The 25,651-nt window shown below is 71.4% G+C and carries 24 protein-coding genes; 21 read left to right on the plus strand and 3 right to left on the minus strand.

The window, feature by feature from the left end; genetic code table 11:
* Window positions 1–7 precede the first annotated feature (7 nt).
* From ACQP26_RS19765 to ACQP26_RS19780, 4 genes are all read left to right on the plus strand, one after another.
* Window positions 8–937: a PrgI family protein gene (locus ACQP26_RS19765; protein ID WP_433496164.1), complete on the plus strand. Its 930-nt coding sequence runs from the start codon at window positions 8–10 to the stop codon at window positions 935–937.
* Window positions 934–2,721 carry a VirB4 family type IV secretion system protein gene (locus tag ACQP26_RS19770; protein ID WP_433493644.1) on the plus strand — a complete coding sequence of 596 codons (1,788 nt, stop codon included), beginning with the start codon at window positions 934–936 and terminating at the stop codon, window positions 2,719–2,721. Before ACQP26_RS19765 ends, ACQP26_RS19770 begins: the two co-directional genes overlap by 4 nt.
* A gap of 74 nt (window positions 2,722–2,795) precedes the next feature.
* A complete protein-coding gene (locus tag ACQP26_RS19775) occupies window positions 2,796–5,258 on the plus strand; it encodes a type IV secretory system conjugative DNA transfer family protein (protein WP_433496165.1) in 2,463 nt (820 codons plus the stop codon).
* 266 nt (window positions 5,259–5,524) lie between these two features.
* On the plus strand, window positions 5,525–6,430 hold the full coding sequence (locus ACQP26_RS19780; RefSeq protein ID WP_433493645.1) for a replication-relaxation family protein: 906 nt from the start codon (window positions 5,525–5,527) through the stop codon (window positions 6,428–6,430).
* Window positions 6,431–6,505: 75 nt separating this feature from the next.
* Here ACQP26_RS19780 and ACQP26_RS19785 read toward each other — a convergent pair whose 3' ends face one another.
* Entirely contained in the window at window positions 6,506–7,474 is a 969-nt protein-coding gene (locus tag ACQP26_RS19785; protein WP_433493646.1) for a hypothetical protein, read from the minus strand.
* Between the two features lie 598 nt (window positions 7,475–8,072).
* Window positions 8,073–8,297 (minus strand): hypothetical protein, encoded by a 225-nt coding sequence (locus ACQP26_RS19790; RefSeq protein WP_433493647.1) that lies wholly within the window; start codon window positions 8,295–8,297, stop codon window positions 8,073–8,075.
* On the opposite strand from ACQP26_RS19790, the gene ACQP26_RS19795 reads away from it, so the two are divergent.
* The 16 genes from ACQP26_RS19795 to ACQP26_RS19870 all read left to right on the plus strand — a co-directional run bounded on the left by ACQP26_RS19795 (window position 8,290) and on the right by ACQP26_RS19870 (window position 22,327).
* Entirely contained in the window at window positions 8,290–8,940 is a 651-nt protein-coding gene (locus tag ACQP26_RS19795; RefSeq protein ID WP_433493648.1) for a hypothetical protein, read from the plus strand. The genes ACQP26_RS19790 and ACQP26_RS19795 overlap by 8 nt on opposite strands.
* A 565-nt stretch (window positions 8,941–9,505) precedes the next feature.
* On the plus strand, window positions 9,506–10,531 hold the full coding sequence (locus tag ACQP26_RS19800; RefSeq protein ID WP_433493649.1) for a MarR family transcriptional regulator: 1,026 nt from the start codon (window positions 9,506–9,508) through the stop codon (window positions 10,529–10,531).
* A 92-nt stretch (window positions 10,532–10,623) separates the two neighbouring features.
* Window positions 10,624–11,262 (plus strand): diguanylate cyclase domain-containing protein, encoded by a 639-nt coding sequence (locus ACQP26_RS19805; protein WP_433493650.1) that lies wholly within the window; start codon window positions 10,624–10,626, stop codon window positions 11,260–11,262.
* 81 nt (window positions 11,263–11,343) lie between these two features.
* Window positions 11,344–11,919 (plus strand): hypothetical protein, encoded by a 576-nt coding sequence (locus ACQP26_RS19810; protein ID WP_433493651.1) that lies wholly within the window; start codon window positions 11,344–11,346, stop codon window positions 11,917–11,919.
* Window positions 11,916–12,182 carry a hypothetical protein gene (locus ACQP26_RS19815; protein WP_433493652.1) on the plus strand — a complete coding sequence of 89 codons (267 nt, stop codon included), beginning with the start codon at window positions 11,916–11,918 and terminating at the stop codon, window positions 12,180–12,182. Before ACQP26_RS19810 ends, ACQP26_RS19815 begins: the two co-directional genes overlap by 4 nt.
* 82 nt (window positions 12,183–12,264) lie before the next feature.
* A complete protein-coding gene (locus ACQP26_RS19820; RefSeq protein ID WP_433493653.1) occupies window positions 12,265–12,792 on the plus strand; it encodes a hypothetical protein in 528 nt (175 codons plus the stop codon).
* A gap of 71 nt (window positions 12,793–12,863) precedes the next feature.
* On the plus strand, window positions 12,864–13,895 hold the full coding sequence (locus ACQP26_RS19825; protein WP_433493654.1) for a C40 family peptidase: 1,032 nt from the start codon (window positions 12,864–12,866) through the stop codon (window positions 13,893–13,895).
* Between the two features lie 95 nt (window positions 13,896–13,990).
* Window positions 13,991–14,875 (plus strand): hypothetical protein, encoded by an 885-nt coding sequence (locus tag ACQP26_RS19830; protein ID WP_433493655.1) that lies wholly within the window; start codon window positions 13,991–13,993, stop codon window positions 14,873–14,875.
* On the plus strand, window positions 14,872–15,984 hold the full coding sequence (locus ACQP26_RS19835; RefSeq protein ID WP_433493656.1) for a DUF4314 domain-containing protein: 1,113 nt from the start codon (window positions 14,872–14,874) through the stop codon (window positions 15,982–15,984). The genes ACQP26_RS19830 and ACQP26_RS19835 overlap by 4 nt, the downstream gene beginning before the upstream one ends.
* Complete coding sequence (locus ACQP26_RS19840; RefSeq protein ID WP_433493657.1) at window positions 15,977–16,279, plus strand: hypothetical protein; 303 nt, start codon at window positions 15,977–15,979, stop codon at window positions 16,277–16,279. The genes ACQP26_RS19835 and ACQP26_RS19840 overlap by 8 nt, the downstream gene beginning before the upstream one ends.
* Before the next feature lie 269 nt (window positions 16,280–16,548).
* On the plus strand, window positions 16,549–17,682 hold the full coding sequence (locus tag ACQP26_RS19845; RefSeq protein ID WP_433493658.1) for an AAA family ATPase: 1,134 nt from the start codon (window positions 16,549–16,551) through the stop codon (window positions 17,680–17,682).
* 21 nt (window positions 17,683–17,703) lie between these two features.
* Window positions 17,704–19,302 carry a VWA domain-containing protein gene (locus tag ACQP26_RS19850; RefSeq protein ID WP_433493659.1) on the plus strand — a complete coding sequence of 533 codons (1,599 nt, stop codon included), beginning with the start codon at window positions 17,704–17,706 and terminating at the stop codon, window positions 19,300–19,302.
* A gap of 199 nt (window positions 19,303–19,501) precedes the next feature.
* Window positions 19,502–20,506 carry a DUF4192 domain-containing protein gene (locus ACQP26_RS19855; RefSeq protein ID WP_433493660.1) on the plus strand — a complete coding sequence of 335 codons (1,005 nt, stop codon included), beginning with the start codon at window positions 19,502–19,504 and terminating at the stop codon, window positions 20,504–20,506.
* Window positions 20,507–20,534: 28 nt separating this feature from the next.
* Window positions 20,535–20,948 carry a hypothetical protein gene (locus ACQP26_RS19860; protein WP_433493661.1) on the plus strand — a complete coding sequence of 138 codons (414 nt, stop codon included), beginning with the start codon at window positions 20,535–20,537 and terminating at the stop codon, window positions 20,946–20,948.
* Between the two features lie 70 nt (window positions 20,949–21,018).
* On the plus strand, window positions 21,019–21,537 hold the full coding sequence (locus ACQP26_RS19865) for a hypothetical protein (protein WP_433493662.1): 519 nt from the start codon (window positions 21,019–21,021) through the stop codon (window positions 21,535–21,537).
* Window positions 21,538–21,994: 457 nt separating this feature from the next.
* Entirely contained in the window at window positions 21,995–22,327 is a 333-nt protein-coding gene (locus tag ACQP26_RS19870) for a hypothetical protein (RefSeq protein WP_433493663.1), read from the plus strand.
* Between the two features lie 483 nt (window positions 22,328–22,810).
* Here the strand turns inward: ACQP26_RS19870 and ACQP26_RS19875 are convergent, their stop codons facing one another.
* Window positions 22,811–23,545, minus strand: a complete 735-nt coding sequence (locus tag ACQP26_RS19875) for a hypothetical protein (RefSeq protein WP_433493664.1) — start codon at window positions 23,543–23,545, stop codon at window positions 22,811–22,813.
* 1,165 nt (window positions 23,546–24,710) lie between these two features.
* Here ACQP26_RS19875 and ACQP26_RS19880 point away from each other — a divergent pair.
* A complete protein-coding gene (locus ACQP26_RS19880) occupies window positions 24,711–25,595 on the plus strand; it encodes a hypothetical protein (protein ID WP_433493665.1) in 885 nt (294 codons plus the stop codon).
* Window positions 25,596–25,651 lie beyond the last annotated feature (56 nt).

The following is a 25,651-nucleotide window of genomic DNA, read 5'->3' on the forward strand; positions in this document are numbered from 1 at the left end:
TACGCGGATGCCCGCCGACGTCGACGCTCCCGACAAGGTGCTCTACGGGCTGACGTTCCGGCAGCTGGCGATCCTCGCCGTCGCCGCCCTCGCCTTCTACGGGGCGTGGCGGGCCCTGCATCAGGTCGTGCCCGCGCCGGTGCTCGTCGGCGCCGCCGTCGTCGTCGGCGGCCTGGTTTTCGGCGTCGCGGTCGGCCGTCGTGACGGCCTGCCATTGGACGTGTGGCTGCTCGCCGCCGTCCTTCACTCTCGGGCACCGCGCGCGCTGTCGACAACTGACACGACGTCGAAGACACCGGACTGGGTGCAGGCGCCGACGACGAGGATGATGCTGCCAGCGCCGCTGAAGCTGCCGGCCGACGCCATCGACGACGGAGGGGAGATCCGACTCGGCGCCGCGCGAGCGGCGATGGTCGCCACGACGAACATCAACCTCGCGCTGCGCACCGGCGATGAGCAGGCGGCCCTGGTCGACACCTTCGGCCGCTGGCTCAACAGCTTGTCGACCCCCACGCAGATCGTGGTGTCGGCGCAGCCGGTGGACCTGCACTCGGCCGCCCGCAGCCTCGCCCACGCGGCCATGCAGCTGCCGCACCCGGCGCTGACCGACGCGGCCAGCGACCACGCCCGCTTCCTCGACGACCTCGCAGCGCGCAAGGATCCGCTGCGCCGGCAGGTCCTCATCGTCACCGGCACGAGCGCCGGTGAGCGCGGCGAGCACACGGCTCGACGGCGCGCCGACGACGCGGCCCGCGCCCTGTCCGGCCTCGGCGTCACCACCCGCGCCCTCGACGGGCAGGCGGTCACCGCGGCGCTCGCCGCGGCCGCCGACCCCTACCGGCCGCCACGGCCTGGCGGCCTCGCGGCCCCCGACACCGTCATCACCTCACCCACGCCCCATCAGCGTCACCGGCACGGAAGGAGCCGACCGACATGAAGCTGCGCCACAGATCCCAGCCTGCCGACGGTGGCTGCCAACCGGACGGGCTGGCGGCCACCGTCGCCCCCGCCGCCGTCGAGGTCACCCCGCGGTTCCTGCGCGTCGGCGACGGCTACGCCGCCACCCTCGTGGTGACCGGCTACCCGGCCGAGGTTGGCCCGGCCTGGCTCGAACCCCTGTTGTCGTGGCCGGGCCGCCTCGACCTCGCGTTGCACATCGACCCGCTGCCCGCCCCAGTCGCCGCCGCCCGGCTGCGCAATCAGCGGGCCCGCTTCGAATCGTCCCGACGCGCGGACGCCAGCCGCGGCAAGCTGCCCGACCCGTCCGTGGAAGCGGCGGCCGACGACGCCGCGGACCTCGCCCAGCGGTTGGCGCGCGGTGCGGCGAAGCTGTTCCGCGTCGGCCTCTACCTGACCGTGCACGCCCGCACCGAGGACGAGCTCCGCGAGGCGTGCACGCAGGTGAAGGCAGCCGCCGCGTCCACCCTGATCGAGGTGCAGCCCGCCACCTGGCGGCACCTGGCCGGGTGGACCACCACCCTGCCGCTTGCCACCGACAGCCTGCAGATGCGCCGCACCATGGACACCGCCGCTCTCGCCGCCGCGTTCCCCCTCGCCAGCGCAGACCTGCCCGCGCCGCTGCCCGGCGACCCGCCCGCCGACGGCGGGGTGCTCTACGGCGTCAACCCCGACTCCAGCGGGATCGTGTGGTGGGACCGCTGGGCACAGGAGAACCACAACAGCGTCGTTCTCGCCCGCTCGGGCGCCGGCAAGTCGTACTTCGTGAAGCTGGAGATCCTGCGCAACCTCTACCAGCAGGCGCAGGTCGCCGTCATCGACCCCGAGGACGAGTACCTCAGGTTGGCCGACGCGGTCGGCGGGTCGGTGGTCCGCCTCGGCATGCCCGGCGTGAAGGTCAACCCCCTCGACCTGCCGGCGGGCGACAACCGCCCCGACGTGCTCACCCGCCGTGGCCTGTTCCTGCACACCCTCATTGCCGTGCTGCTCGGGCAACAGCCGCCACCGGCGGAACGAGCGGCCCTGGACCGAGCGATCCTGGCCGTCTACCGGGCCGCGGGCATCACCCCAGATCCGGCCACCCACCATCGGCCCGCCCCGCTGCTTCGTGACCTCGCCGACTGCCTGCACGCCGACACCGACCCCGCCGCACGGCAGCTCGCCGCCCGCCTCGCCCCGTGGGTTGAGGGTTCCTTCTCGCACCTGTTCAACGGGCCCACCACCACCCGCCCCGCCGGCCACCTCGTCGTGTGGTCGCTACGGCACCTGCCCGACGAACTGCGCACCGTCGGCACCCTCCTCGCCCTGGACGCGATCTGGCGGCAGGTCGACGCACCCAGCAGGCAGGCCGCGCGGCGGCTCGTCGTCGTGGACGAGGCGTGGCTGCTCATGCGCGACGGCGAAGGCGCCCGGTTCCTGTTCCGCATGTCCAAGGCCGCCCGTAAGCGCCACGCCGGCCTGACCGTCATCACCCAGGACGTCGCCGACCTGCTCGGCACCGACCTCGGTCAAGCCGTCGTCGCCAACGCCGCCACCCAAATCCTGCTCAAGCAGGCCCCGCAAGCCATCGACGCCATCGGCGACGCCTTCGGGCTCACCGCCGGCGAACGGCGGCTGCTCCTCGCCGCCCAGGTCGGCACCGGCCTGCTGATCTCCGGCACCAACCGGACCAGCTTCGAAGCCATCGCCTCGCAAGCGGAGCACCAGCTGTGTACGACACGCCCGAGCGAACTCGCCGACCTCGACGAGGGAGACGACCTGTGACCCCACCCGCCGCATACCTCGCGGCCATCCTGACCTTCACCCCCCATCCGACCGGCCCAGGCGCCGACGTCGTCGTGCCGCCCACCGGCGCCACCCGCTGGCTGCTCGAGGCCACCGCGTGGGTGGGGCAGCGGCCGTGGCTGCTCGCCGTCTCCGCCGGCTTGCTCGTGGCGCACGTCGCCGGCCGCAATCTCCTCGCAGCGTGGCGGCACCGCCGGCACAGTGAGGGCGCAAGGCTCGTGACGATCGCCCCACCACCCGAGGTCGACGCCCACTGCGCGTCCGCGCTGTGGGCCAACCTCGCCGGCACCCTCACCCCGTCCCGGCGCCGCCGCTGGCTCTACGGCAGCCCTCACGTCGCCTGGCAGTACACGTGGACGGGACGACGCCTGCTCATCTCCATCTGGGTACCCGGCACCGTCCCACCCGGCGCCGTCGAAGCCGCCGTCCGCGCCGCCTGGCCCGGCGCCGCCTGCACCACCGACGACACCCCCGCCCCACCCATCCCGGTCGGCGTGCCCACGGTGGTGGGTGGACATCTGCTGCCCGCCGCCGCCGAATGGCTGCCCCTGCGCATCGACCACGACAACGACCCGCTGCGCGCGCTGATCTCCGCCGGCTCCCAACTGCGGGCCGACGAGCACGCCTGCGTGCAGATCCTCGCCCGCCCCGCCACACCCCGCCGCGCCCTGCGCGCCCGACGCACCGCCGGCAGGTTGCGCGACGGCAAGAGCGCCCTCCCCGCCATCAACCCGGCCGCGCCGCTGCTGTGGCTCGTCGAGGCATTCCTACCCGGCCACACCTCCAGCGCCCGCCGGTCCGGGCCGACGGGCCGCCGCGACCCCGGAGTGGAACGCGATGTCCGGGCCATCCTCGACAAGGCTTCCCACCCGCTGTGGGAGACCGCCATCCGATACGCCGTCGGCAAGGACAGCGGACGCGCCGGCACCGACCAGCGGCCCCGGCTGCGGGGCATCGCCGACACCATCGCCTCCTCCTTCGCCGTGTACTCCGGCCGCAACCGGCTCACCCACCGCACCCGCATGCCCGCCCCCGCCGCGGTCCTCGCGCGGCGGCGCCTCGGCGCCGGATTCCTCACCTCCACGCCCGAACTGGCCGCGCTCGCCGCGCTGCCCCAAGATCTGGCCGTCCCTGGCCTGGACCGCGCGCGGGCGAAGTCCATGCCCGCACCGGTCGCCGTCGCGACCGGCGGACGCGGCACCAAGGTCCTCGGCACCGCCGAGGTCGGCGGCCACGGCGTGGCCCTGGCCGTGCCGGATGCGCGGTATCACCTGCACGTGATCGGCTCCACCGGCAGCGGGAAGACGACGCTGCTGGTCAACATGGCCGTCGACGACATCACCGCCGGCCGCGGCACCGTCGTCATCGACCCGCACGGCGACATGGTCCTCGACATCCTCGACCGGCTTCCCGCCTCTGTCGCCGACCGCCTCGTCATCTTCGACCCGGACCAGCCGAATCCACCGACCATCAACCCTCTCGCCGGGGACGACCCCGACCTCGTGGTCGACAACCTGGTGTCGATCTTCGGGAACATCTTCGCCAAAGCGTGGGGCCCCAGGATGGACGACGTCATGCGCGTCGCCTGTCTCACGTTGTTGCGGCACGCCAACGTCACCCTGCAACACATCCCACCCCTGCTCAACAGCGCCCAGTTCCGGTCGGCGATGACCGTCGACCTCGACGACCCGGCCGGCCTGTCCGGGTTCTGGCAGTGGTACGACGAGCTCAACCCCGCTCTGCGCTCGCAGGTCATCGGCCCCGTCCTCGCCCGCCTCCGCGCGTTCCTCCTGCGCGACTTCGTCAAGCGCACCATGCGCTACCCGCGCTCGAGCTTCGACATGGGCAAGGTCCTCGACGGCGGCGCGCTGCTCGTGCGCATCCCGAAAGGCCAGCTGGGGGAGGACACCAGCAAACTCCTCGGCTCCCTGGTCCTGGCGCAGGTGTGGCAGGCCGCCACCGCCCGCGCGCGCATCGCCCCCGACAAACGCCGCGACGCCACCCTGATCATCGACGAGGCCCAGAACTTCCTCACCCTCGCCAACAGCCTCGACACGATGCTCGCCGAGGCCCGCAAGTACCGGCTGTCCCTCGTCCTGGCCCATCAGGACCTCGCCCAGTTCCCGAAAGACCTCCTCGCCGCCGCATCGGCGAACGCCCGCAACAAGGTCTACTTCTCGTGTGCGCCCGAGGACGCCCGTGTGCTGGCCCGCCACACCCTGCCCGAGCTCGACGAGCACGACCTGACCCACCTCGACGCCTACACCACCGCGACGCGTCTCGTCGCCGACGGCCGCCAGACACCGGCGTTCACCATGAAGACGCGCCCACCGAAACCGATGGTCGGGGAGGCGACCGCGATCCGGCAGGTCGCGGCCGAAGCCGTCACACCCCAGGACACCAGCGCCATCGACGCCCTCGTCGACCGGTTCTCCCGCCCAGACAACAGTGACCGGCCCACCGGAGCGGACCCTCGCGACGCCCGTCGGAGCAGCCGAACTTCCCGCCCGGCCTGAACACCAACCACCGTGTGGCCGGCACCGTCGCTGTCAGCGGCGGCTGGGCTGATCCGGCGGCCCCGTGGGCTTTCCGTGACGCCTTCCGCTGCGGCTTCACCGCGCCTTCACCACCTCTCACACACGTCCGGCCCCGCACCGCAGCCCTGTGTGGCTGTCAGCGCAGCACGCCGCCGTGAGGGCCTCCGCTTGAGCGGCGGTGACATTTCCAGACTCCCTCCCCATGGGAGGGGTCACCCTTCGTCTACTCCCTGAGGAGATCCCTCATGTCCCGCGAATCCACCAACCCCGAGTCCCGCCCGTCCCGCTCCCCCTCCAGCAAGCTTCAGCGGCTGGCCCACCTGCGTCGGCTGACCCTGCGCGACCGTCAACTCCTGGCCTGGCTCGCCGAGCACTATGTGCTGTCCACCGCCCAGATCGCGGCGGCCCTGTTCCCGTCACCGCGCTCCGCGCGGCTGCGCCTGGCCGCCCTGCACCGCATCGACGCCGTGCACCGCTTCGTCGACGTCACCACCGGCGACGGCCAACACCTCTACACCCTCGGCCCGCTCGGCATGCTCGTGCACCCCACCACCTACACCGACCCCGAACACCCTGATGCCCGGCCGCCGCGCTCCAGCATCGAACGCACCGAACGCATCATCGGCAGCCCGCGCCTGCGGCACCTGCTCGGCGCCAACCAGCTCTTCATCGACCTGCACGCCTACACCCGCACCGACCCCAGCACGAAGCTGGTGCGGTGGTGGTCCGAGCAGCACGCCACCGCCGCCTACACCCTCGCCGGCATCCGCCCCGACGGCCACGGCATCTGGTCGGCCGCCGGCCACACCGTCGGGTTCTTCCTCGAACACGACAACGGCACCGAACCCCTCGCCCGGGTGCTGCGCAAGCTGCGCGGCTACGAACGCCTCGCCGAGTTCGGCCCCCGCTACCCCGTCCTTCTACGGGTGCCGACCCGCCGCCGCGAAGCCCACCTCGTCGACGCCCTCGCCGGCGTGCCCACCGTCATGCCCGTCGTCACCGGCCTGCACAGCGAGCACCCCGCCGGCCCCGCCTGGACCCTCGCCGCCGACCCGGGTCCGCGCCGGTGGCTGCACGAACTGCCCTCCGACCACGGCCCCCGCAACACCGCCACGAACCCACATCGCTACACGGACCCCGAAGGCGACTAACACCAGGTGCAACTACCACCGACAGTTGGCGCTTCCCATCCGGCGCTGGCACCTCAAAACACACCGCCGAACCCGTTACGCCTGCACGGCAGTAGGCAGCAGCGGCCGTAACTGGACCTCACTCGGACCAGAATCTACGGCGATCGAGAAATGCCGGGCCAGCAAGACCAGCATTGCGTCATGCAGCTCGACACACGCCTTCAGCACCAGCCGTGCGTCCCGAAACGCGCCCTTCCCCCGATGAGACAGGTTCGAACGAACTTGGTAGTAATAGCGGGCACCGCCGGTGAAGTCCGGCCTCAATGTGACCTTGGTGGTGGGATCTCTGCTGTCCACGACACTGCCGGACTCGGCGTTCACGGTTCTGAGCGCGTCTTGAAACGCGAGGTCGTTGTCCAGCCGACAAACGCGGTCCCAAGGATCTAGCGCTGGCCCGTAGCGGAGCGCCGTGTATCGTTCGACGGCGCTCCACAGCAAGAGGTAGGACGCCTGGAGGCGGAAGAACTGACGCCAGAACCCCGGGCTGTCCGGTTGTGGCTGCACGCCATGCGGCGCCGCCTCCAATACGAGCCTCCGGACCTCGGCCAGTCCCTCACCAAGCACTGGGTCATGGCTGGCCGACCATTCCTGTACTGGATCTCCCGAGACCCCGCGCTGCAGCTTCGCGCCGGCGAGAACGTTGGCCGTGATGCTTTGGCCATCTTCAGTCAGGGCTTCGCTCGTGCTCCACGCATACTGGGCGACTGGCTCGAAGTCAGCCACGGTCTGCCAGGCTTCATCGGCCTTGTCGGCGGGAAAGAAGAGAAGTGAGCCATGGACCCGCCCAGCAGCCAGATGATCGAGCAATGGCAATCCATCACGCATTTTGATCACGCCGGTAACGGTGGCCAAAACGTGCTGGCCGACAAGCGGCTCAATCAGACCGAAGGCCAGCTCGCCGGGCTTCAACGAGCCATAGACAAACAGCGGACGGTTTCGATCCCGCGGCGGCCCAAGTTTCCGGCGCGCTCCATCACGACGAGTTGTGACATCCTGCGGTGGCATTCAGCGATTGTCCCTCGTGGTCGGCCGATCTTGTCAACGGCGCGGTGAAGAGGCTGCCTTCAGCCCATCGTCGCCGATGCCCTCTCAACGATGTTCAAGGTCAGGATCTTTGGTGATCTTGTCCGCCCTACGCCAGGGCATCCGGCACTCCGGCGTCTCACGAGATCCTGCCGAGAGGGACACGCGGGCCTTTAGTACCAGGAGTTTCTGGGAGGCGGTCCCAACTACGGCCGGCAGGGCCGACTGTCACACCGCAAGATCGGTTGTGAGTGAATCGACCGCTCACAACGCGCAACGCCTCACCGACCGGACAGCGGCTGTTGATCCCTCACAGTGCAGGTCAACCGCCTTTCCTGCCGCTGTCGCGTCGGAATGCACTGTGAGTGGCAGCCGCTACCTTTCTCGGCAACACCACACCCCAAATTTGCTCCACCCCGGTTCGGTCCCCACCTCAGGGATCCCCCGCCGCATCCAGCGGTACGCGATGCCCACCCGCTTCGGCCGGTCGGCACGCGCACCGCGCGGCAGCCCCTCGAGGTCGCACCAGCCACCCACACCGGTTCTTCCCTTGATCCAGCCCACGTACCCGGTGGGCCGGTTATCCCTGCGCGCCCGCGCGCACCTCATCGAAGGAGGACAGCTTTATGTCCACTGTCAACGGCACCCCGCTGACCCGCCACGGCAGCCGCGTGCCAGCCATCCCGGCACCACCGGCCTCGACGAAGACGGCCCCGGCGCCCGCACCCCGTCCGCGCCCTATCCGGGCTGCCACCACCGCCCGGCCAACCGTCACTTCGGCCCCGACCATCGCCACGATGATCATCTGCCTGCCCGACGCGCTGCCCGCGCAGGCTCTCACCAGCCACCAGCTCGACACCCACTTCGGTGTTACCGGCACCCTCACGCCCCAATTTTGGGCGGTCGCGCAGCTGCGTGTGTGGCAGCGCCAGCAGCTGATCGGGCTGCGCAAGGGTCGACCCGCGCCGTGCGCGGGCGGACCGGTTCGCCTGCTCGACCTGCAAGGGATGCGCCACGCCGCCGCTGTCGGCGCCGGGATCCGCTACCAGATCTGGCAGCAGGTCGTACACGGCACCCGCGCCGCCACTCCGTGGCCGGTGTTCGAAACCCGCTACCTCACCGACCCCGACCGCTACCCCCTCGACACCGCGATCGCGGACTTCCACGCCCAACCCCGCGTCCAGGCAATGCGTCTGCACGCCGCCGCCGCTCCCGGCCCTGGCCAGCCCGCCGTCGGAGAGTTGGAGATGTATCAGGCGGGGCAGCTGGCCTACCAGCACTACCGCGCCGCCAGCGCCGTCGCCGGCAACGCGATGCTCACCGCCGATGGCCGCAAGCTCGCCCCGGCCAGCGATGCCCTCGCCCACCGCATCACCTACCTCGAGCAGGCCCTGGCCCACCTCGACACCCTCGGACCCGATGAGCGGCTACTCGCCGTCGCTCTCTAGACCCGTCGCCACGCCCCGTCGTCGGGGCACCCGACAGGCAACCCGCTACGGGCCCAGCCGCAGCTGGTATGCCCCAGCGATCGAGCCATGCCGTGTCACCCGGCGGGGCTGGCTCTCCGCTGCTGCCTTCGACGCACCGCAGCTGCCTCAACAGCCAGCTACCGCACGCCGCCTCACACAGCGGCGGTGAGGGCTCTACAGCCGGGCGCCCCGGGCAGGGGCGCTCGCTCCCGCCTGGCCGGTAACAGGCCGCCGTATTCCTCTTCCAGCCCTCGTCATCGGCAGGACGTCCTCCCACGGTGTCCGCATCGAAGAGGTGCTGTCCCTCGCGGAGCACGCCATGGCCCGCCCGGCCCACCGCCTCACCGGGGGTGCAAATCGCCGCGAGCGAGGGCAGCGAGCCGGCCCTTGCTGGCATCTCCGGCCAACGTCGAGTCCTCGTTCTCACCGCACCCAGCCGGCGCCCGCCGGCCGATCACTCATTCCTTCCCACGCGCCCGCCGCTCCCCCGGTTGGCGGCCGCGGCGCGGGTCTCGAGGGATGTCCCGAGATCCGGTCGTCGCACTTGATCAGCGACGCGGTCGAAGCGTGGATCACTGCAGACCTCCACACCAGGAAGGACGTGCCCATGACGGATGCAACGCAGCCCGTGCCGGCGCACACGATGTTCACGGTCCTCGCCGCGCTCAGCGAGCTCGGCGAGGCCACTGCCACGGCCGTGGCCGAGCACGCCGGGCTCGGCTATTCCACTGCCACGGCGAAGCTGCGCGCCTGGGAGAAGACCGGGCAGGCCGAGCGGTTCCGCAGCGACGACAACCGCGCGATGTGGCGGTTGACCGACACCGGCCGCACGACCACCGCCACGCCACCCTCCAACCAGGGGGCGGCTGACACATCACCCAGCGGGACCGCGGCCGCGACCTCGGACACCGGCACCCCGACCGATCCCCTCGGCACCGCTTGCGTGCCCGAACGGGACGGCGAGCCGCCTGTACCGGCAGCCCGGGACACGGACGGGGCGTCTCCGGCCTTGGCTTCCACCGGTGGCGCACCTGCTCCACTGGATACGGTCACGTCTTCCAGTGGCGGGGACGAGCAGCCGCCCTCGGGAGAGGCGGGCCACGACCGTCAGCAGTCCGACGCCGTGCCCGACGACGCCGAGGGCGAGGCCGACGCCGACGCCGACGCCCAGGGTGAAGCCGAGGCCGACGCCGACGCCGACGCCCAGGGTGAAGCCGAGGCCGACGCCGACGCCGACGCCCAGGGTGAAGCCGAGGCCGACGCCGACGCCGAGGGCGGGTCGAACCCCGACCCGCAGGGGCAGGCAGCCGGGACGGGGAACAACCGCCGGGTGAAGGGCTCCCTGCGGGGTGCAGTACTGGACATCCTCGAGGCCCACCCCGACCGGCAGTACAAGACCAGTGAGTTGTGCAAGCTCATCGACGCCGCGAACGCCGGTAGCGGCGCGAGGAAAGCCAGCCAAGGTGCGGTGTTCAACGCGGCGATCAAGCTGGTCGCCGCGGGCGCGCTCGTGCAGACCGTCGAACGCCCGGCCACCTTCCAGCTCGCCCCCAGCGATGGCGGCCAGTAGCCACGACTCGTCAGGCAGCCCGAGGGCGGGCGTCGAAGTTTGCTGCCTCACGCCCGCCCCCGGTGCTCCTTCCAACACAAGGAGCGTTCCGAGTGTCTCCCATCCTGCAAGGAATCGTCACCACCGTCGGCGGGATCCTCGCCGGCCTCGCCCTCGCCGGCGCCCTCCTGTGGCGTCAACAGCAAGCCCTCGACGCGGCCCGCTACCAGGCCAGCCACGACGAGATCACCGGGCTGCCCAACCGGCGGCTGTTCCTCGCCCGACTGCGCGCCGCCCTCGCCGAGCGGACGGCGGTCGGGGTGGTGCTGCTCGACCTCGACCGGTTCAAGACCGTCAACGACAGCCTCGGCCACGACACCGGCAACCTGCTGCTCGCCCACGTCGGCCGGCTCCTCGCCGCCCTCGACGCGCCGGTGGAGATCGCCGCGCGGTTGTCCGGCGACGAGTTTGCCCTTCTGGTGCGCGGCGACCACGAGGATGTGGCCGGTGCCGCCCGCGCCGCATGGCAGGCCATCGGCGCCGCCCCCTTCCGCCTGAACAGCGGCGAGGTCAGTGTCAGCGGTTCCGTCGGCTACACCCACAGCCCCGCCTACCTGTCCGCGAGCCCCCGTCAGCTGCTGGCCGAGGCGGATGCGGCGATGTACCACGCGAAGCGTTCTGGTGCCGGTGTGCACGGCCACCATCCCTTGGCCGCCCCAGTGGGACGCAGCCGCGACCGCCACCACCACTGACAGGTCTGACGCCTGGAGGGCCCCGCAACCACCCGGTTGCGGGGCCTTCCCCCTTTTGCCGCCCTGACAAGGGAGACCGCTGTGCTGTCCTTCACCGCTGTCCACGCCCTGGCCGGTTGCCTCCTGGCGACCGACGTCGACGCCGAGCATCTGGGCTGGGGCCAGCCGCCGACGCTGCTGCTCATCCACACCCGCCCCCTCCACACGGCCTCGCCAGCACACGCTGTGCGCAGCGTGGAATTCCCGCTGCGCCGCGACGACCTGCTCACCGACCCGGCTGGCCTGCCCGCCCTGCTGCAGCGCCTCGCCGCAGGCTTGCGCCAGCCCGACGCGGCAACGCCCTACCGGGCCACCCTCGACACGATCGTCCGCCTGATCCGGGCGACGGAACCCGATGCGCGGCTACTGGCCTGGGCCACCTGCTACGACACCATCCTCACCATCGGCGACGCGGCACGGCAGGCCCGCCGCATCGACGCCGTCGACACCGACGGCCGCCTCTACCAGCTCACCCACCCGCGCGGCGATGACCAACCGCTGCTGCTCATCCACGAGACCCCCGACCCGGGCGACGTCCCCGCCACCTACCCCGGACTGACCGCCATCCTCACCGCCACCGCCCAGCCGACCAGCAGCAGGGCGGGGGGCATGGCATGACCGGCCCGCGCCGGCGACCTGACGGCACCGACGAGGAGCCGATCTTCATCACGTGCGGGCCCGACGGGACGTCCCTGCGCTGCCAGGTATGCGAGGCCGTCGACGAGTTCGTCCAGGACGAGATGCCGTCCATGGCCGGCTACGGCGAAGACACCTATATCCGCTGCAGCCGCTGCGGATCCGCCGAGACCAGCGACCCGATCTTCGGCTGGCGCGCCAAGCCCGCCCCTTGGCCAGCACCCCCGCAACAGGACGACCCGTGACCGTCCCGACCCGCGTCTCGGCCACCGGTCCGCGCACCTCGCGCCTCCCATTCCCGCATCTGCTGCGAAGGAGACCTTCCCCGTGAGCACCCACTGCTTCGTCGGCACCACTGATCCTGCGAACCCGCACCTCGTGCACGCCCGGTTCGTGCTCCTCGACGGCCAGCCGAGCGTCGTCGTGGCCGCCCTCGCCGCGATCTGGGCCGGCCACGCCCGCCGCGACGCCCACGCGCTGAGCACCGCGATCCTCGCCTCCGACTGGGAGTACCTCGACCCGGCTATCACCGCCGCCACCGAATCCGGGTTCGACGGGCAGCGCCCGGTGCCCGGCGTCGGCATGACCCTCGCCAGCACCACCGACGGTGCCATCGACGCGGCGGAACCGGTCACCGTGTTCCCGCTGTCCCACGCCCGGCACCTCGACGCGGAATGGATCTACCTGATCGACCCGCTCACCGCCGAGGTCGCCGTGCACACCGACGACGGGCAGCACCTGGCCCGCTACCGGCTCGCCGGCTGCCTGCCCCCGTCACCGGATGCCACCTGCACCCCCGCGAGCCGCTCCCCCGCAGCCCGCCACGCCCCGCGGCCAGTGGCGGTCCGGCGGTGAGCGGGCGCGGTCTCGCCGTAATCGCCGCTGGGGTGCTCGCTGTGCTGATGATGTGCGCGGGCGGAGTGGGGATGCTGTTCACCGGCGGTGGCACCGCCTCGGCCGCGTGCAACGGCACTGTCGGCTCAGGCCGGCAGCCGTTGCTGCCCGCCGTCACCGTGTCCCCGCCCGCCGCCGGCGTCGGGGGCTGGACCGGTGAGCAGGTCACCAACGCGGCGGTGATCGTGTCCGTCGGCGTCGAGCTCACGGTCCCGCCCCGAGGCTGGGTCATCGCCCTGGCCACCGCCATGCAGGAGTCCACCCTGCGCAACCTGCCCGGCGGGGACCGCGACTCGGTGGGGCTGTTCCAGCAGCGCCCGTCCCAAGGCTGGGGCACACCCGCTCAACTCCAGGACCCGCGCTACGCGGCCGGCAGGTTCTATAAAGCGTTGCTGGCCGTCGACGGTTGGCAGGCCATGCCGTTGACCGACGCCGCCCAAGCGGTGCAGCGCTCCGCCTACCCCGGCGCCTACGCGAAGTGGGAGGACGACGCGATCGCCCTGATCCGCGTCCTGAGCGGCGGCACCCCCGCCGGGCCCGCCGGAGGGGATCTGGAGCAGGCGATGAGCAACCCGCTGTGCCTGTTCGACGCAGGTGACGGCCAGCCCGGCAGCGAGCAGGTGCCGCTGCCGGCGGGGTTCGCGCTGCCGGCGGGCACGCCGGCGCCGGTCGTCACGGCGGTCGGCTGGGCCATGGCGCAGCTCGGCAGCCCGTACACCTTCGGCGGGGACTGCACCGCACCACACTCCGGTATCCCCGCCCGCCAATGCGACTGCTCCTCGCTGATGCAACAGGCCTACCGGGCCGCCGGCATCACCCTGCCCCGCACCACCAGCGATCAGATCCACGCGGGCCGGCCGGTCACCGACTACCGGGACCTGCGGCCGGGGGACCTGCTGTTCATTCCCGGCAGCCGCGGCACCACCGCCAAGCCCGGGCACGTGGGCCTCTACCTCGGCCAGGGGCTGATCGTGCAGGCCCCGCACAGCGGCGACGTCGTCAAGATCAGCCGCCTGTCCGCGTGGGCCGCGCAGCTCGCCGCCGCGCGCCGCGTCATCGGCTGAACCACCGCATCCACAAACCGCGAATCCCGTCAGCCGGGGCGCCCTCCGGGCGTCGACAGCTGCGGCTCCTCCATCCCTTCGGAGAGGACATCACCGTGACCGACACGGACCACAACAGCAGCAGGAAACAGCCGGGGACCCGGCCCGAGGACCACACGGACTGGGTCGCCTTGGGCCGCCGGCTGCAGAACATCCAGAACACCCTGGTCCACCACGAGAGCACCCCGCGCTACGGCGACGACTACTACGCCGAGGCGCTGCGCCGGCTGCTGACCGACTCCCGCTGCGGCTGGATCAGTATCGCGGAGCACCAGTGGCTGCTCGACCTGCACACCCAGGTGGACCGGCGTAACGCGCAGGAGGCTAACCGGCGGGCCCGTGAGGCCCGCGCCCGCTACGCCACCGCCTCCCGCAAGATCCGCGCCGAGCTGGCCGGGTGGCTGCGCCGGGTCACCAATGAGCAGACCGTGCCGGCCCGCTACCGCCGTGAGGGTGTGCTGCTCGCCGCCGACTGGCTCGACCCTGCCACCTCCGCGGCCCCGCACGCCAGTTCCCCGGCCAGCGCCGCCTCCAGTAGCCCCCAGCAGGCGGCCGTGTCGCCGGTCGACTCGGAGATGCTGCTGGCGTTGCGGAACGCGGGTGAGCGTGAGGGACAGCTCGCCGTGGGCTGGTGGCAGCAGCACGCCCTCGAGGGACGCACCGCATCGGAGCAGAAGCAGACCGCCCAGACGGTCCTCGAGGGCATCGACAGCAGCGACGACGCCGTCGTGGCGGCGTTGCCCCGCTTCGACGTCGCCGTCTACGACGCCGACCGCTACCAGGCCCACGCGCCGGCCTGCGCGCCCGGCTGGTCGGAGCTGCCCGATCACGATCAGGCGCTGGTGGTCGACGCGGTGCGGGACGGGTTCACCGACGCCGTCCGCGACGGTGTCGCCGCCCGCTGCCACGCCGTCCTGACGGCGCGGGAGGGGACCCGATGACCTACCAGCCTGGCGAGCGGGTCGTGCTGGAGCACACCAGCGACCCGCACACGCTTCTGCGTCCGGGTGACGAGGGCACGGTGCGCCACTACGACCCGGACCAGCAGGTCCTCGAGGTGAACTGGGACAGCGGCTCCTGCCTGTCGATGCTTCTCGAGGCCGGTGACCGCGTCCGCCGGCTCCCGGCCCCGGTCGGCGGCGCCGGCTGGGAGCAGGTGCTTCACGCGGTGCGGGTCGCGGGCGCGGCGGCTGGCCGGGACGCAGCGGGATGGTGGGCGCAGAACGTTATCGGGGGGAAGGCCACCGGCGACGTCCGCGAGGTCGCGCGGCAGGTCCTGGCCGGCATCGACGACGTGGACCTGCCCGTCATTGACGGGCTGCCCACCGCCGACCGGTACGTCCTGGCCGAGGACCGCGACCGGTATGCCGAGCACGCCCCGCAGGGTGCGCCGGCGTGGGAGGACCTGACCGGCCGGCAGCGCGACCAGACGCGGTGGGCGTGGTGCGACGGGTTCGACGACGCCGCCGAAGCCGAGGTGGCACGGCAGTGCCGGATCGTGCTGCACCCGCACGGCGACGACCGGGACATGAGCCACCTGGCCCCCGACCGGGTGCGCCTGGGCGGGCCGGGCGTCTTCGCCGGGGACTGGGCGTGGACGCCGAACGGCGACGGACAGATGCGGATCCCGGTCGGGTTCGTCGGCGTCCTGGTGGACACGTGGAACGGGTGGGCGGTGTTCACCTGCACCCGGCAGGTGGCCGAGGCGATCGTCGCCGACCAGCAGGCCGCCCGCGACCGCTACCGGCAACAGCTCGCCGCCGAAGGCGTCAGCGGCGAGCGCCAGGAGCGGATGGTCGACGAGTCCATGGCGCGGCTGTGGTTCGACGGCGACGTCATCGTCGCCGACGAAACCCGCGTGCACGACGACCCGGACGCCATCGAACGGATCAGCCCCGACTCGGACGGCCGGTACGTCGTGATGGGCCGCGCCTGGACGTGGCTGCCGGTGCATCCGTACGACTGCGACCGCATCGCAGGCGACATCCCGGACCCGCCTACCGCCGCCAGCACTCCTAGAACGCCGGCGGAGGGAGCACCTGATGCCTGACGACCTGGCGGATGAGTTCGGCGAGTACGCCCACGAGGATCTCCTGCAAGCCCTTGTCCTGAGGCTGCTGACTAGCGCTGACCTGGACGAGCTGTGCGACGACGCCGGCCTGCCGCAGCTCACCCACGACGACGGGCTGCCAGTGACGATCACCTCGGCGCGTACGTACCGGGACGCCGGGGTCCTGACGCTGGACCGCGGGGTGTGGCTGGAGCTGTCCGACGGCAGCGTGTTCGGGCTGACCGTGCAGATCTCCCGCCGCCCCCGCGGCGAGGTCACCCTCCGCCGCAGGTAACAGCACTGGCCCACCGCTGCCGGACCGACTTGATCAATCCCGGCTCGGGTGCGTTCCTTGTCGTCGCCCACCACCCGATGGCGGCGGCACCACCGATCCGCAGCCCTCTCGGGCTGCCTGCTGAGCACCTCACGGAGCTTGCCGGCCATCCCCTGCCATTGGGCCGGGCCCGTTCACCGCCCCGTCTCCACCGCGCGGACACCGCACTTTGCCCGCGCACCCCGGAGACGGGGGTGCGCGGGCCCCACCCCAGACCACAGGAGGCCTGCATGGACCCTGCAACCCCAACCCCAATCACCGCCGACGCCTCCCCCACACCAGACCCAGGTGACGGCCGCCGGCCCGGCTACCTCTACCGGCAGGTCGCCGCTCACCTTGCCGCGCACCCCGATCAGGTGTTCAAGGTCGGGGAGCTCACCACGGCGATCGCCGCCCCGTCCACCGGGGCGGTGTTCGAGGCATTGAAGAAGATGGCCGCGGCCGGATACGCCACCCACACCACAGGCCCGCACCGGTTCCAGATCACCCAAGCTGGTGTCGACGCCGCCGGAACTATGCCACCGCCCACCCCGCGTACACCCCGCCAAGGACGTCGCGGGGCGGGTCGGCGGCAGCCGATCACACGCCCCAACGGGGACCTGTACTTCCCGCGAAAGCTCGCGGGGGCCTCGGATGTGGACGTACTGCGCCGGCTACGCGAAAAGCGTATACCGGTGCTGCTCTACGGCCCGCCCGGCACCGGCAAGACCGCCCTCGTCGAGGCCGCCTTCCCTGACCTGCTCACCGTCGCCGGCACCGGCGACACCGTCGTGGAGGACTTCCTCGGCAACTTCATCCCCCTCCCCGACGGCGGCTTCGAGTTCGTCTACGGGCCCCTCGTCACCGCCATGCGCGAAGGCAGGGCGCTGCTCGTCGACGACGCCACCCTCATCCCACCGAAGGTCCTCGCCGTGCTCTACCCCGCGATGGACGGACGGCGGGTCATCACCATCCCCGGCTACCGCAACGAACGCGTCGACGCCGCCGACGGGTTCTACGTCATCGCCGGCCACAACCCCGGCGTCCACGGCGCCATCCTCACCGAAGCATTGGCGTCGCGGTTCGACGTGCACATCGAGGTCACCACCGACTGGGATCTCGCCCGCCACCTCGGCGTCCCCAGCCCCGCCGTCGAAGCCGCGATCGCGCTCAACGCCGACCTCGCCGCCGGACGCGTCGGCTGGGCGCCGCAGCTGCGGGAGCTGCTCGGCTTCGCCCGCGTCCGCAAAACCCTCGGCCTGCCGGCCGCCGTCTCCAACCTGGCCGGCCGCGCCCCCGCCGACGACCGCGAGCAGGTCCTCGCCGCGCTGCGCCAACAGTTCGGCACCGACATCACCGCCCTGACCCTCGGCAAACAGCGCTGACCCCCGAAAGGAGAACCCCTGATGCCTCATCCGCACAGTCACCTGCAGACCGGCCCGGCCGGCCCCACGACGGGTTACCCGGACTGGCAGGTGTGGAGCGACGCCTGGACCCGGCATATCCCGACCCTGACCGGCCGCACCGACCTGACCGTCACCGTCGCCCCCGGCGCCGGCGGCGGCGCACCCGCCTGCTGCTACCCCGACGCCGGCCGCATCGAGGTCGACGCCACCTACATCGGCTCCCCCGACATCGCCAACCCCCGCCGCGCCGGCCACAAACGCCTCGTCCCGACCGCCTACGGGCTGCTCGTGCACGAGGCCGCGCACGCCGCCCACAGCCGCTGGCGCACCCCGCCCGGCACCCCACCCGTGGTCGCGGCTGCCGCCGAGCTGCTCGAGGAATCCCGTATCGAGTACCGGCAGCGAACCCGTCGGCGCGGTGACCGCCGGTGGCTGCGGCACACCGTCACGACCCTGATCGGCTCCTACGACGCCGCCGTCGACGACCCTTGGCACGCCGCCCACCTCGCCGCGCTGCTGCTGGCGAGGGTGGACGCCCGCATCCTCACCGCCAAGGACACCAAAGGGATCCGCGCCGCCGTGACGACCGTGCTGGGCCGTAAGCGGCTGCTGCAGCTACGCGAGGTGTGGCGGCACGCCCACAGCGTCGACGACAGCGACGCCGACACCATGATCGACCTGGCGTGGCGGTGGTGCCGCATCCTCGACGTCGACCCCCACCGCCAACCACAGGCACCCGCAGCGGACGCGGGCGTGTTCGCCGGCCTGCTCGCCCAGGCGCTCGCCGACTACCTCGCCCACACCGCCGGGCTCACACCAGGGCAATACCGGGACCAGCAGATCACCGAACGGTTCTCCGCGCCCGCGACGTGGACCCGCCGCGACCCGACAGACGGTGAACGTGCGGCGGCCCGCCTCCTCGCCGGCCGGCTGCGCGCCGCCCGCACCCACCACGCTGAACCCGACACGCGGCCCAGCACGGTTCCGCCGGGACGGCTGCGGACCCGCCACGCCATCACCACCCAGGCGCAGATCGCCGCCGGCGCCGCGCCCACCGCCACCCCCTGGCAGCGGCGCACACAGCTGCCACCGCCGAAACCGACCCTGCACCTGGGCGTCATCGTCGACGCCTCCTTCTCCATGCACCCCTACGCGGCACCGATGTCCTCAGCCGGGTGGATCCTCGCCCACGCCGCACACTGCAACCAGGCGGTCACCGCCACCATCGCCTTCGGCAGCGACGTCACCCTGCTCGTCCCGCCCCGGCGACGGCCCGCCCACGTGCTGGAACTGCGCGCCAATGGCGGCAGCACAGCCTTCACAGACGCGGTGAAACTCGCCGACCAGCTGCTGCAGCTGCGTCAGCCGGGCCGGCTGCGGATGCTCGCCGTCGTCTCCGACGGCGACCTGCCCGACACCGGCCCCGCCCAACGCCTCCTCACCACCCTGCACCGCACGGGCTGCCCGGTGCTGTGGCTGCGCCCCGCCGACCTGGACGGGCACACCTTCACCGACACCACCACCATCCTGGTGGCCGACCCGGTGCAGGCCACCGGCCACATCGCCGACGCTGCGGTCACCGCCCTCGAGCACGCCTGACCCCGTCTCTCGGCCGGGCTTTCCCCTGGCCGAGGTGTCGGCTCGCGGTCCACCGCACTCCGGCATCACGCCGACAACCACCGGTCGAGATCACTCATCGCGCTCCCACTGGCCGTTGCTCGGCCACCCCGCGCACTTCCAACGCCGAGCACGGCCGCTCAGCCGTGCCCGGACCCATCACGACAGAACAGGAGAAACCGTGAACAGCCCGAACAACCCGCGCCTGCCGATCACCTCGCCCGCGGACCTGCTCACCGCCGTGCCCTACCTGCTCGGCTTCCACCCCACCGACAGCCTCGTGATCGTCGGCCTCACCGGCACCCGGATCGCCGTTGCCAGCCGCGCCGACCTCCCCCAGCCCAGCCAGGTCGCCGCCTGGGCCGACGACTACATCCTGTCGCAGATCCGCATGCTGCGGAACGCGGCGGCCACCCGCGCCATCGCCGTCGGCTACGGCCCCGCCGCCACCGTCACCCCGGCCATCGACACCGTGATCCCGCGGCTGGCCGCCACCGACATCGACGTCTTCGACGCGCTGCGGGTCACCGACGGCCGCTACTTCTCCTACCTCTGCCAGGACCCCGCCTGCTGCCCCACCGACGGCGTGCCCTTCGACCCCCAGCGCAGCGACATCACCATGCACGCCATCGTCGCCGGCTGTCACGCCCTACCCGACCGGGCCGCGCTCGTGGCCAGCATCGCCCCCACCACCGGGGACGCCCGCGTCGCCGTCACCCGCGCCACCGCCCACGCCCGCGCTCGACGCCGCACCCTCATCAGCGAGGCCGGACGCGACGGCCTGATCCGCGCCGGCGAACAGGCGGTGCGGGACATGCTCGCCCGCTACGCCGACGAGCAGACCCTCACCGATGACGAGTTGGCCTGGCTCACTGTCCTGCTGCCCGTCCCCGCGATCCGCGACGTCGCCTGGCAGGCCACGGACGCCCAGCCCTGGCACGTCGCCATGTGGACCGACATCACCCGCCGCGCGCACCCGCCGCTCGTGGCCCCACCGGCGAGTCTGCTCGCCTTCGCCGCGTGGCGCCGCGGCGATGGCGCGCTCGCCTCCATCGCCGTCGACCGCGCCCTGGCCGCCAACCCCGCCTACACCCTCGCGCAGCTGCTCGACCAGGCGCTGCGGGCCGGGCTCACCCCGTCCGTGCTCGACGGCTGGCCCCACCCCGACCAGACCACCATCGCCTGACCCGCGCCCGTCACGTCTGGAGACATCCATGTCCGCACCGCACCTCGACGTCCAGCGGCTGCTGCACGACCAGGGCTACGCCCTCGACCCGGATCAGCTCGCCGAGGCCTGCGCCCACCACCCAGAGCAGCTGTGCGCGCTGCTTGCCGCGGCTGGCACCATCGCCGCCACCAGCGCCCAGATCACGGTCCTGACCGACGCCGCGAACCTGCTCGGCGACGCCCATGCCAACAGCGACGCCGACACCATTCTGTCGCTACGAGAGCGGCTCGACCGGGTCGCTGACGCCCTCACCGCCGCTCTCGCCCAGCACGACAAGGCCACCGCCGCCCTACGACACACCTGCGGCGCCCTGATCCGCACCGACCTCGCCGTGCTCTCAATACCCGAGTGCGTCAACCCCGCCGAGTCACCGCGCGCCGCCACCGACTCGACGCCCTGAGCCAGACACCCGCACCCGCCGCCCCGAACGGGCGGCGGGTGCGCCGGTAAGCAACGCAACGGAGAACCTGATGACCGAACCGACGGCGGCCCCTGCCGCACCCCCGAGCCTCGAATCCGTCCTGCGCCATGCTTGGGACGCCTTCCACCCCGGCCAGCCAGCACCGCTGGGATGGCTCACTCACACCACCACCCAGATCCAGGCCTACCTGCGTAACCACCACAGCGACCCGCAGCCGCCGCCCGCAATCCCCGAATCGTTGACGCAGCTCCGCAGACAGATGTGGCAGGGGCTGCGCGAGGCGGTCAGCGAGCACGACATCGACATAGATGCGGCCAACCGGGTCATGGAGGTCGTCGACCTGCCGCTGCTGCCCCGCCGCTGGCAGGTACGCCTCACCCTGACCGTCCTCGCCGAGCTCACGGCCGGCACGAGCGATGACGCCTTCGACGCCGCCGAAGCCGCAATCGAAACCGCCCTCGCCGGTGCCGAAATCGAGGCACGCATCGAGTGGAACGGCAATGAACGCGACAACGCCGACCCCGGCGACCTTGACCCCACCGACCCGTGGCCCGGCTGCCCGCGGTAACCAGCGCATCCCGGCTACCCGGGGAAAGCGGTCTCCTATGCCCCCCGATGCCTCCCCTGCTCACCACTGTCGGGGTGAGGCCATCACCGCGCGACTCCCGAGACAAGAGCGGAAATCCCACAGCAGGTCCCGGCGGGTTCCGCCGCTACCAGCCGACTCCCAGGCCCGGAGACTGCTGCGGGCCACGCATGTTGCGGTGGATCTGCTCGTCGGGCGGCCGCAGGCCGCCCAGCCTCCCGCGACAGGGCGTTGACGAGCCGTCGGCGCGCTTGGCGCTGGAATGCTTCCCCCACTGCGGCCGCGGAAGGCAAGGTTCACCTCCTCGACGACGACTTGATCTATCGGGAAAGTCGAGCGTCACTCGTGGCTGCCGCCACCCCGGCGGACCCGGCAGCGGCCCACACCGCTGGCCGGGGTGGCGGCCACCCGAGCCGACAATCCGCGAGAGGCAACGCCGATGACGCAGCCGCACCGCCGCTGCATTCCCCGCGACGTCACCGACGTCCTGCTGTGGCTGCTCGCCGCCGACGTCGCGTCAGCCCACCTCCCTGATCCCCACCGGCCGGACCGCTGCGCCAACCTGCGCTGCACCGGCGAGGCCTACCCGTGCCCGCCGGCGCGCGACGCCCGCCGCGCCTGCCACGCGGCAACCCGAGGCGAAGTGATCGCCCGAGGGCGAGCGAAGGTTGCTGCTCCAGCCGGCGCGGCGGCGCGGTTCGCCGGCTGGTTCCGGCCCACCCGGCCGGTACCACCGCCGCAGCGGCCGATGCCGGCGCCGCGCGCCGCCTAACAACTCGCGCTGACTCCCCACCCGGCGCCGCAGTCGGTCCTTCTGTCCTACCGGCGACTGACGCCTCGCCAAGTCGCGTCGCTGTCCGTGCTTCGGCGCCTCATGCCCTACGCCCTACCACCGCGGGCTACCGGCGGCTTGGGACGCGTATGCCGCAACCACGGGCAACGGCGTGGGCTGCAGGCTGCCAGAACCCCATCCGGCTCGCCCGCGCCTAACGCGCTGGTCGCGCCCCCGCGCACCTGCGGTGCAGGTCCGGACCGCCAGCAAACCTCGCCCCACAGACCTAGCCGCTCGAACAGCGCCCCAGTGCTTCACAAGGAGAGGAGAAACCCTATGGCACCCGCGATCGACCCGGGCGACGCCAATCGCAACGATCTCAGCGTCGGCGACCCTCAGCTGGGCAAGTCACGGCTGCTATCGCGGCAGTGTGACACCTGCGTGTTCGCGCCAGGCAACCAGATGCGTCTCACCCCGGGCCGGCTACACGACCTTGTCGCCGAAGCCCGAACCAGGCAGTCCTTCATCATCTGCCATTCGACGCTTCCGCATTACATGCATCCCGAGGTCAAGCCGGCGATCTGCCGCGGCTTCGCCGACCGCTACGACACCCAGGCGTTGCAACTCATCGCACGGCTCTTCGGTTTCGTCGAGGTCGACCCGCCCGAGCAGGGTCCATCCGAGTTCAGCGCCTCTACCTGAACGACCACACTTGTCGGTGTACGGGCTGCAGCGCAGAACCGCGTACGCCACGTCCGAGGTGATCTCGTCCGCGTGCTCCAGAATGCGGCTCTGGTTGTCGACTACGGGTGGCCGACTGAAGTCCGGAATCTCGCCGGTCGTGAGGAACCGCTCGACCTCCGCTTCGGTCATGCCCCGCTGGGCGAGGACCATGTGCGTGACCACCGGCGGGTCGTACGGCCGCTGGCGCCCCGCGTGCCAGCGGTCGATGCCCTCGGCCAGTTCCTCCGCGCTGGGCATCGGCTGTGCCGGCGTCTCGTTCACCGGCTCGGTCACATTGAGGTCGACGCTCGCCGGGTTCTCCGCGCTGATGCGCCGCCCAAAGACGAACCGGACCAGCGCCACCCGCAGCGTCTCCATGTCCACCCTCGTCAGCTCCGGGTAGCCGTGCCGCAGCAGGACCGTCCGCACGTCCACGATCAAGCCGTACGACATCCGCTCGTCGCCCTCAAGCCAGGGCAACGGGTAGTTCGGCATATCACTCACCCGCCGGCTGATCGGCGGGCTGCTCGGGCTCGTCCACGTTCCCATCGGCTGCGGCCTGCGCCTGCTCCACGAGCGCCCGCATCTCCTATGCGGTCTTGGCGGCGACCGCCTCGCCCAGCAGGTGCGTCACGCGAGCGAGCCGCTGAAGCAGCTCGACCTTCGCCGGGATCTTGGCCTTGGCTCGCGGGCACGGCGATGCGGGTCTTGCGCAGGTGCTCCGGCAGGCCGTCCTTCTCGATGGTGTCCAGGATCTCCGTGATCTTGGCTAGCTCCTCGGCTCGGGCGGCCGTCCTCACACCGCCAGATCACAGCCGGGGTGAAGCCGGTCAGCTCGGCCAGCGCGGCGCGGCTGACCAGCAGGGCCTCCCGCCGTTCACGGACGCCCAGCATGCTGCGGGTTTCGGTGGCCTCGGTGGTCGTGGTCTCGGTCATCTCTCATCACTCCATCGCTCGATCCGTCCGTCCGTTGTGGATGGACGAATCGATTGGACCCCTTCAACGTGATGATGTAAACCGACAAGTAAGACAGACTCTGCCATCACGGTCAAGGGCGGACCTTGGCGGGCACACGAAGCGGCCCCGGAGCTCATGCTCCGGGGCCTGACCTCGTTGCTTACTTCCCGACACCTCTGCGGGATGTACCGATGTACCTCCGCACGGGACCGGGTGCGGGCGGAGGTGCCCTCCATTCTGCCGATGTACATGAGTCGCGGCAGACACCGGAAAGTGCGTCGCGTGGTCTAGCTCCCTACTGCTCGGCGGCGACGGCCAGTCAACCGAGCGGGACGTGGTGCTGTGTCGGTCTCGTCGGTGGAGTCGTCCGCCGTGACGACGCCGTACTCCACCTGGACCGCTAGAGGGTTAAGCCCACTGATCTTGACGCCTCGGCCCGACCGATCTGCCATCTTGCACAGTCCCCAGATCAGCGCGAACCGAAGGATCGCAATCAGAATGGAAGCCCCGGCGACGTAGGCCGTGGCTTCCATGGGCCCCCTACCTAGCGGCCTTCATCCACTGATGCAACGCTGCTCCTTCAAGTGCCAACAACGTCGTCGCCGAGTATCCCATGGTCGCGCGAGGTGGAGGCCGAACGTGTCGGCGCGGGCGGCCCGAAAGTGTGTTCGAGACTGTCGCAGCGAGCGGGTAACCTCGCTCCGTGACCGAAGCGCGCCCCTTCCAGCCCTTGGCCGACCGGCTCGCCCGGAAGCCTCTGGACACGACCCTCCATGACGGCGTGCCGGAGTGGTTGGTGGAGCCGCTTCGCGATTGGCTCCGACGTAGCATCAGCGAGCTGATGGCGCAGAAGGTGATGCTGCGGCTTAGGCGGGCGTACCAACCCCAGTACTACTCGGCGTACAAAGATCAGCTCACCAACGTCCTTATGGATGATCTACTCACCGTCGTTGATGCAGTGCTTCAGCTGCACCCTGGGTGGCACGAAGACGAGGACGCCCTTTGGGACAGGCATCGCTTGCTCAGGGAGAGTGTCATCGCGTCCCTCCGCGAGTTGGACCTCCTGCTCTCCGACGGAGGGTCGCTCTACCGGTGCGACTTTGAGCAGCACTGCCTAGTTCGTCGGGTGGACGACACGACGCAGGCTGCCGTCGACACGGCGATCAAGAGCACCACGGCCTCTGCAGCGGATCACCTGCGCGCGGCGTGGACTTCGGCGTACGGCTTGAACCCCGACCCGGACAAGGTCTTCAACGAGGCGATCCGGGCCGTGGAGGAGGTGGCCTGCCCCTTGGTCGAGCAGAAGAAGGCTGCCGCGAACTCGGCCACCCTCGGCACAGTCATCGGCGAACTGGGCAAGAACGCGCCGCACAAGTGGGAGCTGGTGCTGCCCGGCAAGGACGGCCAGCCAAGCGGCGTCGAGCCGATCGTCTCGATGATGGAGGCGTTGTGGCACGCCCAGATCTCCCGGCACGGCGGAGCGCCAAAGTCCCGCCGGCAAAGCCAGGACGAGGCGGAGGCGGCGGTGCACCTTGCCGTACTGCTGGTGCAGTGGCTCTCGACCGGCGTTTTGCGCCACAAGGCGTAGAGCCGACCCATCGGAGACGTGGGGATCGCCATAAAGGACAGAGCCCTCTATCCTAG

It is taken from the genome of Micromonospora sp. CA-248089 (assembly GCF_050948515.1).
Lineage (GTDB): Bacteria > Actinomycetota > Actinomycetes > Mycobacteriales > Micromonosporaceae > Micromonospora.

What these genes read in the sequence shown, in the direction of transcription:
- ACQP26_RS19850 (WP_433493659.1), top strand. Translation starts at nt 17,704, where the DNA reads ATGCCTCATCCGCACAGTCACCTGCAGACCGGCCCGGCCGGCCCCACG.
- ACQP26_RS19875 (WP_433493664.1), bottom strand. Translation starts at nt 23,545, where the DNA reads ATGCCGAACTACCCGTTGCCCTGGCTTGAGGGCGACGAGCGGATGTCG.
- ACQP26_RS19835 (WP_433493656.1), top strand. Translation starts at nt 14,872, where the DNA reads ATGACCTACCAGCCTGGCGAGCGGGTCGTGCTGGAGCACACCAGCGAC.
- ACQP26_RS19780 (WP_433493645.1), top strand. Translation starts at nt 5,525, where the DNA reads ATGTCCCGCGAATCCACCAACCCCGAGTCCCGCCCGTCCCGCTCCCCC.
- ACQP26_RS19790 (WP_433493647.1), bottom strand. Translation starts at nt 8,297, where the DNA reads ATGATCATCGTGGCGATGGTCGGGGCCGAAGTGACGGTTGGCCGGGCG.
- ACQP26_RS19795 (WP_433493648.1), top strand. Translation starts at nt 8,290, where the DNA reads ATGATCATCTGCCTGCCCGACGCGCTGCCCGCGCAGGCTCTCACCAGC.
- ACQP26_RS19870 (WP_433493663.1), top strand. Translation starts at nt 21,995, where the DNA reads ATGACGCAGCCGCACCGCCGCTGCATTCCCCGCGACGTCACCGACGTC.
- ACQP26_RS19815 (WP_433493652.1), top strand. Translation starts at nt 11,916, where the DNA reads ATGACCGGCCCGCGCCGGCGACCTGACGGCACCGACGAGGAGCCGATC.
- ACQP26_RS19825 (WP_433493654.1), top strand. Translation starts at nt 12,864, where the DNA reads ATGCTGTTCACCGGCGGTGGCACCGCCTCGGCCGCGTGCAACGGCACT.
- ACQP26_RS19845 (WP_433493658.1), top strand. Translation starts at nt 16,549, where the DNA reads ATGGACCCTGCAACCCCAACCCCAATCACCGCCGACGCCTCCCCCACA.
- ACQP26_RS19785 (WP_433493646.1), bottom strand. Translation starts at nt 7,474, where the DNA reads ATGCCACCGCAGGATGTCACAACTCGTCGTGATGGAGCGCGCCGGAAA.
- ACQP26_RS19865 (WP_433493662.1), top strand. Translation starts at nt 21,019, where the DNA reads ATGACCGAACCGACGGCGGCCCCTGCCGCACCCCCGAGCCTCGAATCC.
- ACQP26_RS19765 (WP_433496164.1), top strand. Translation starts at nt 8, where the DNA reads ATGCCCGCCGACGTCGACGCTCCCGACAAGGTGCTCTACGGGCTGACG.
- ACQP26_RS19860 (WP_433493661.1), top strand. Translation starts at nt 20,535, where the DNA reads ATGTCCGCACCGCACCTCGACGTCCAGCGGCTGCTGCACGACCAGGGC.
- ACQP26_RS19770 (WP_433493644.1), top strand. Translation starts at nt 934, where the DNA reads ATGAAGCTGCGCCACAGATCCCAGCCTGCCGACGGTGGCTGCCAACCG.
- ACQP26_RS19840 (WP_433493657.1), top strand. Translation starts at nt 15,977, where the DNA reads ATGCCTGACGACCTGGCGGATGAGTTCGGCGAGTACGCCCACGAGGAT.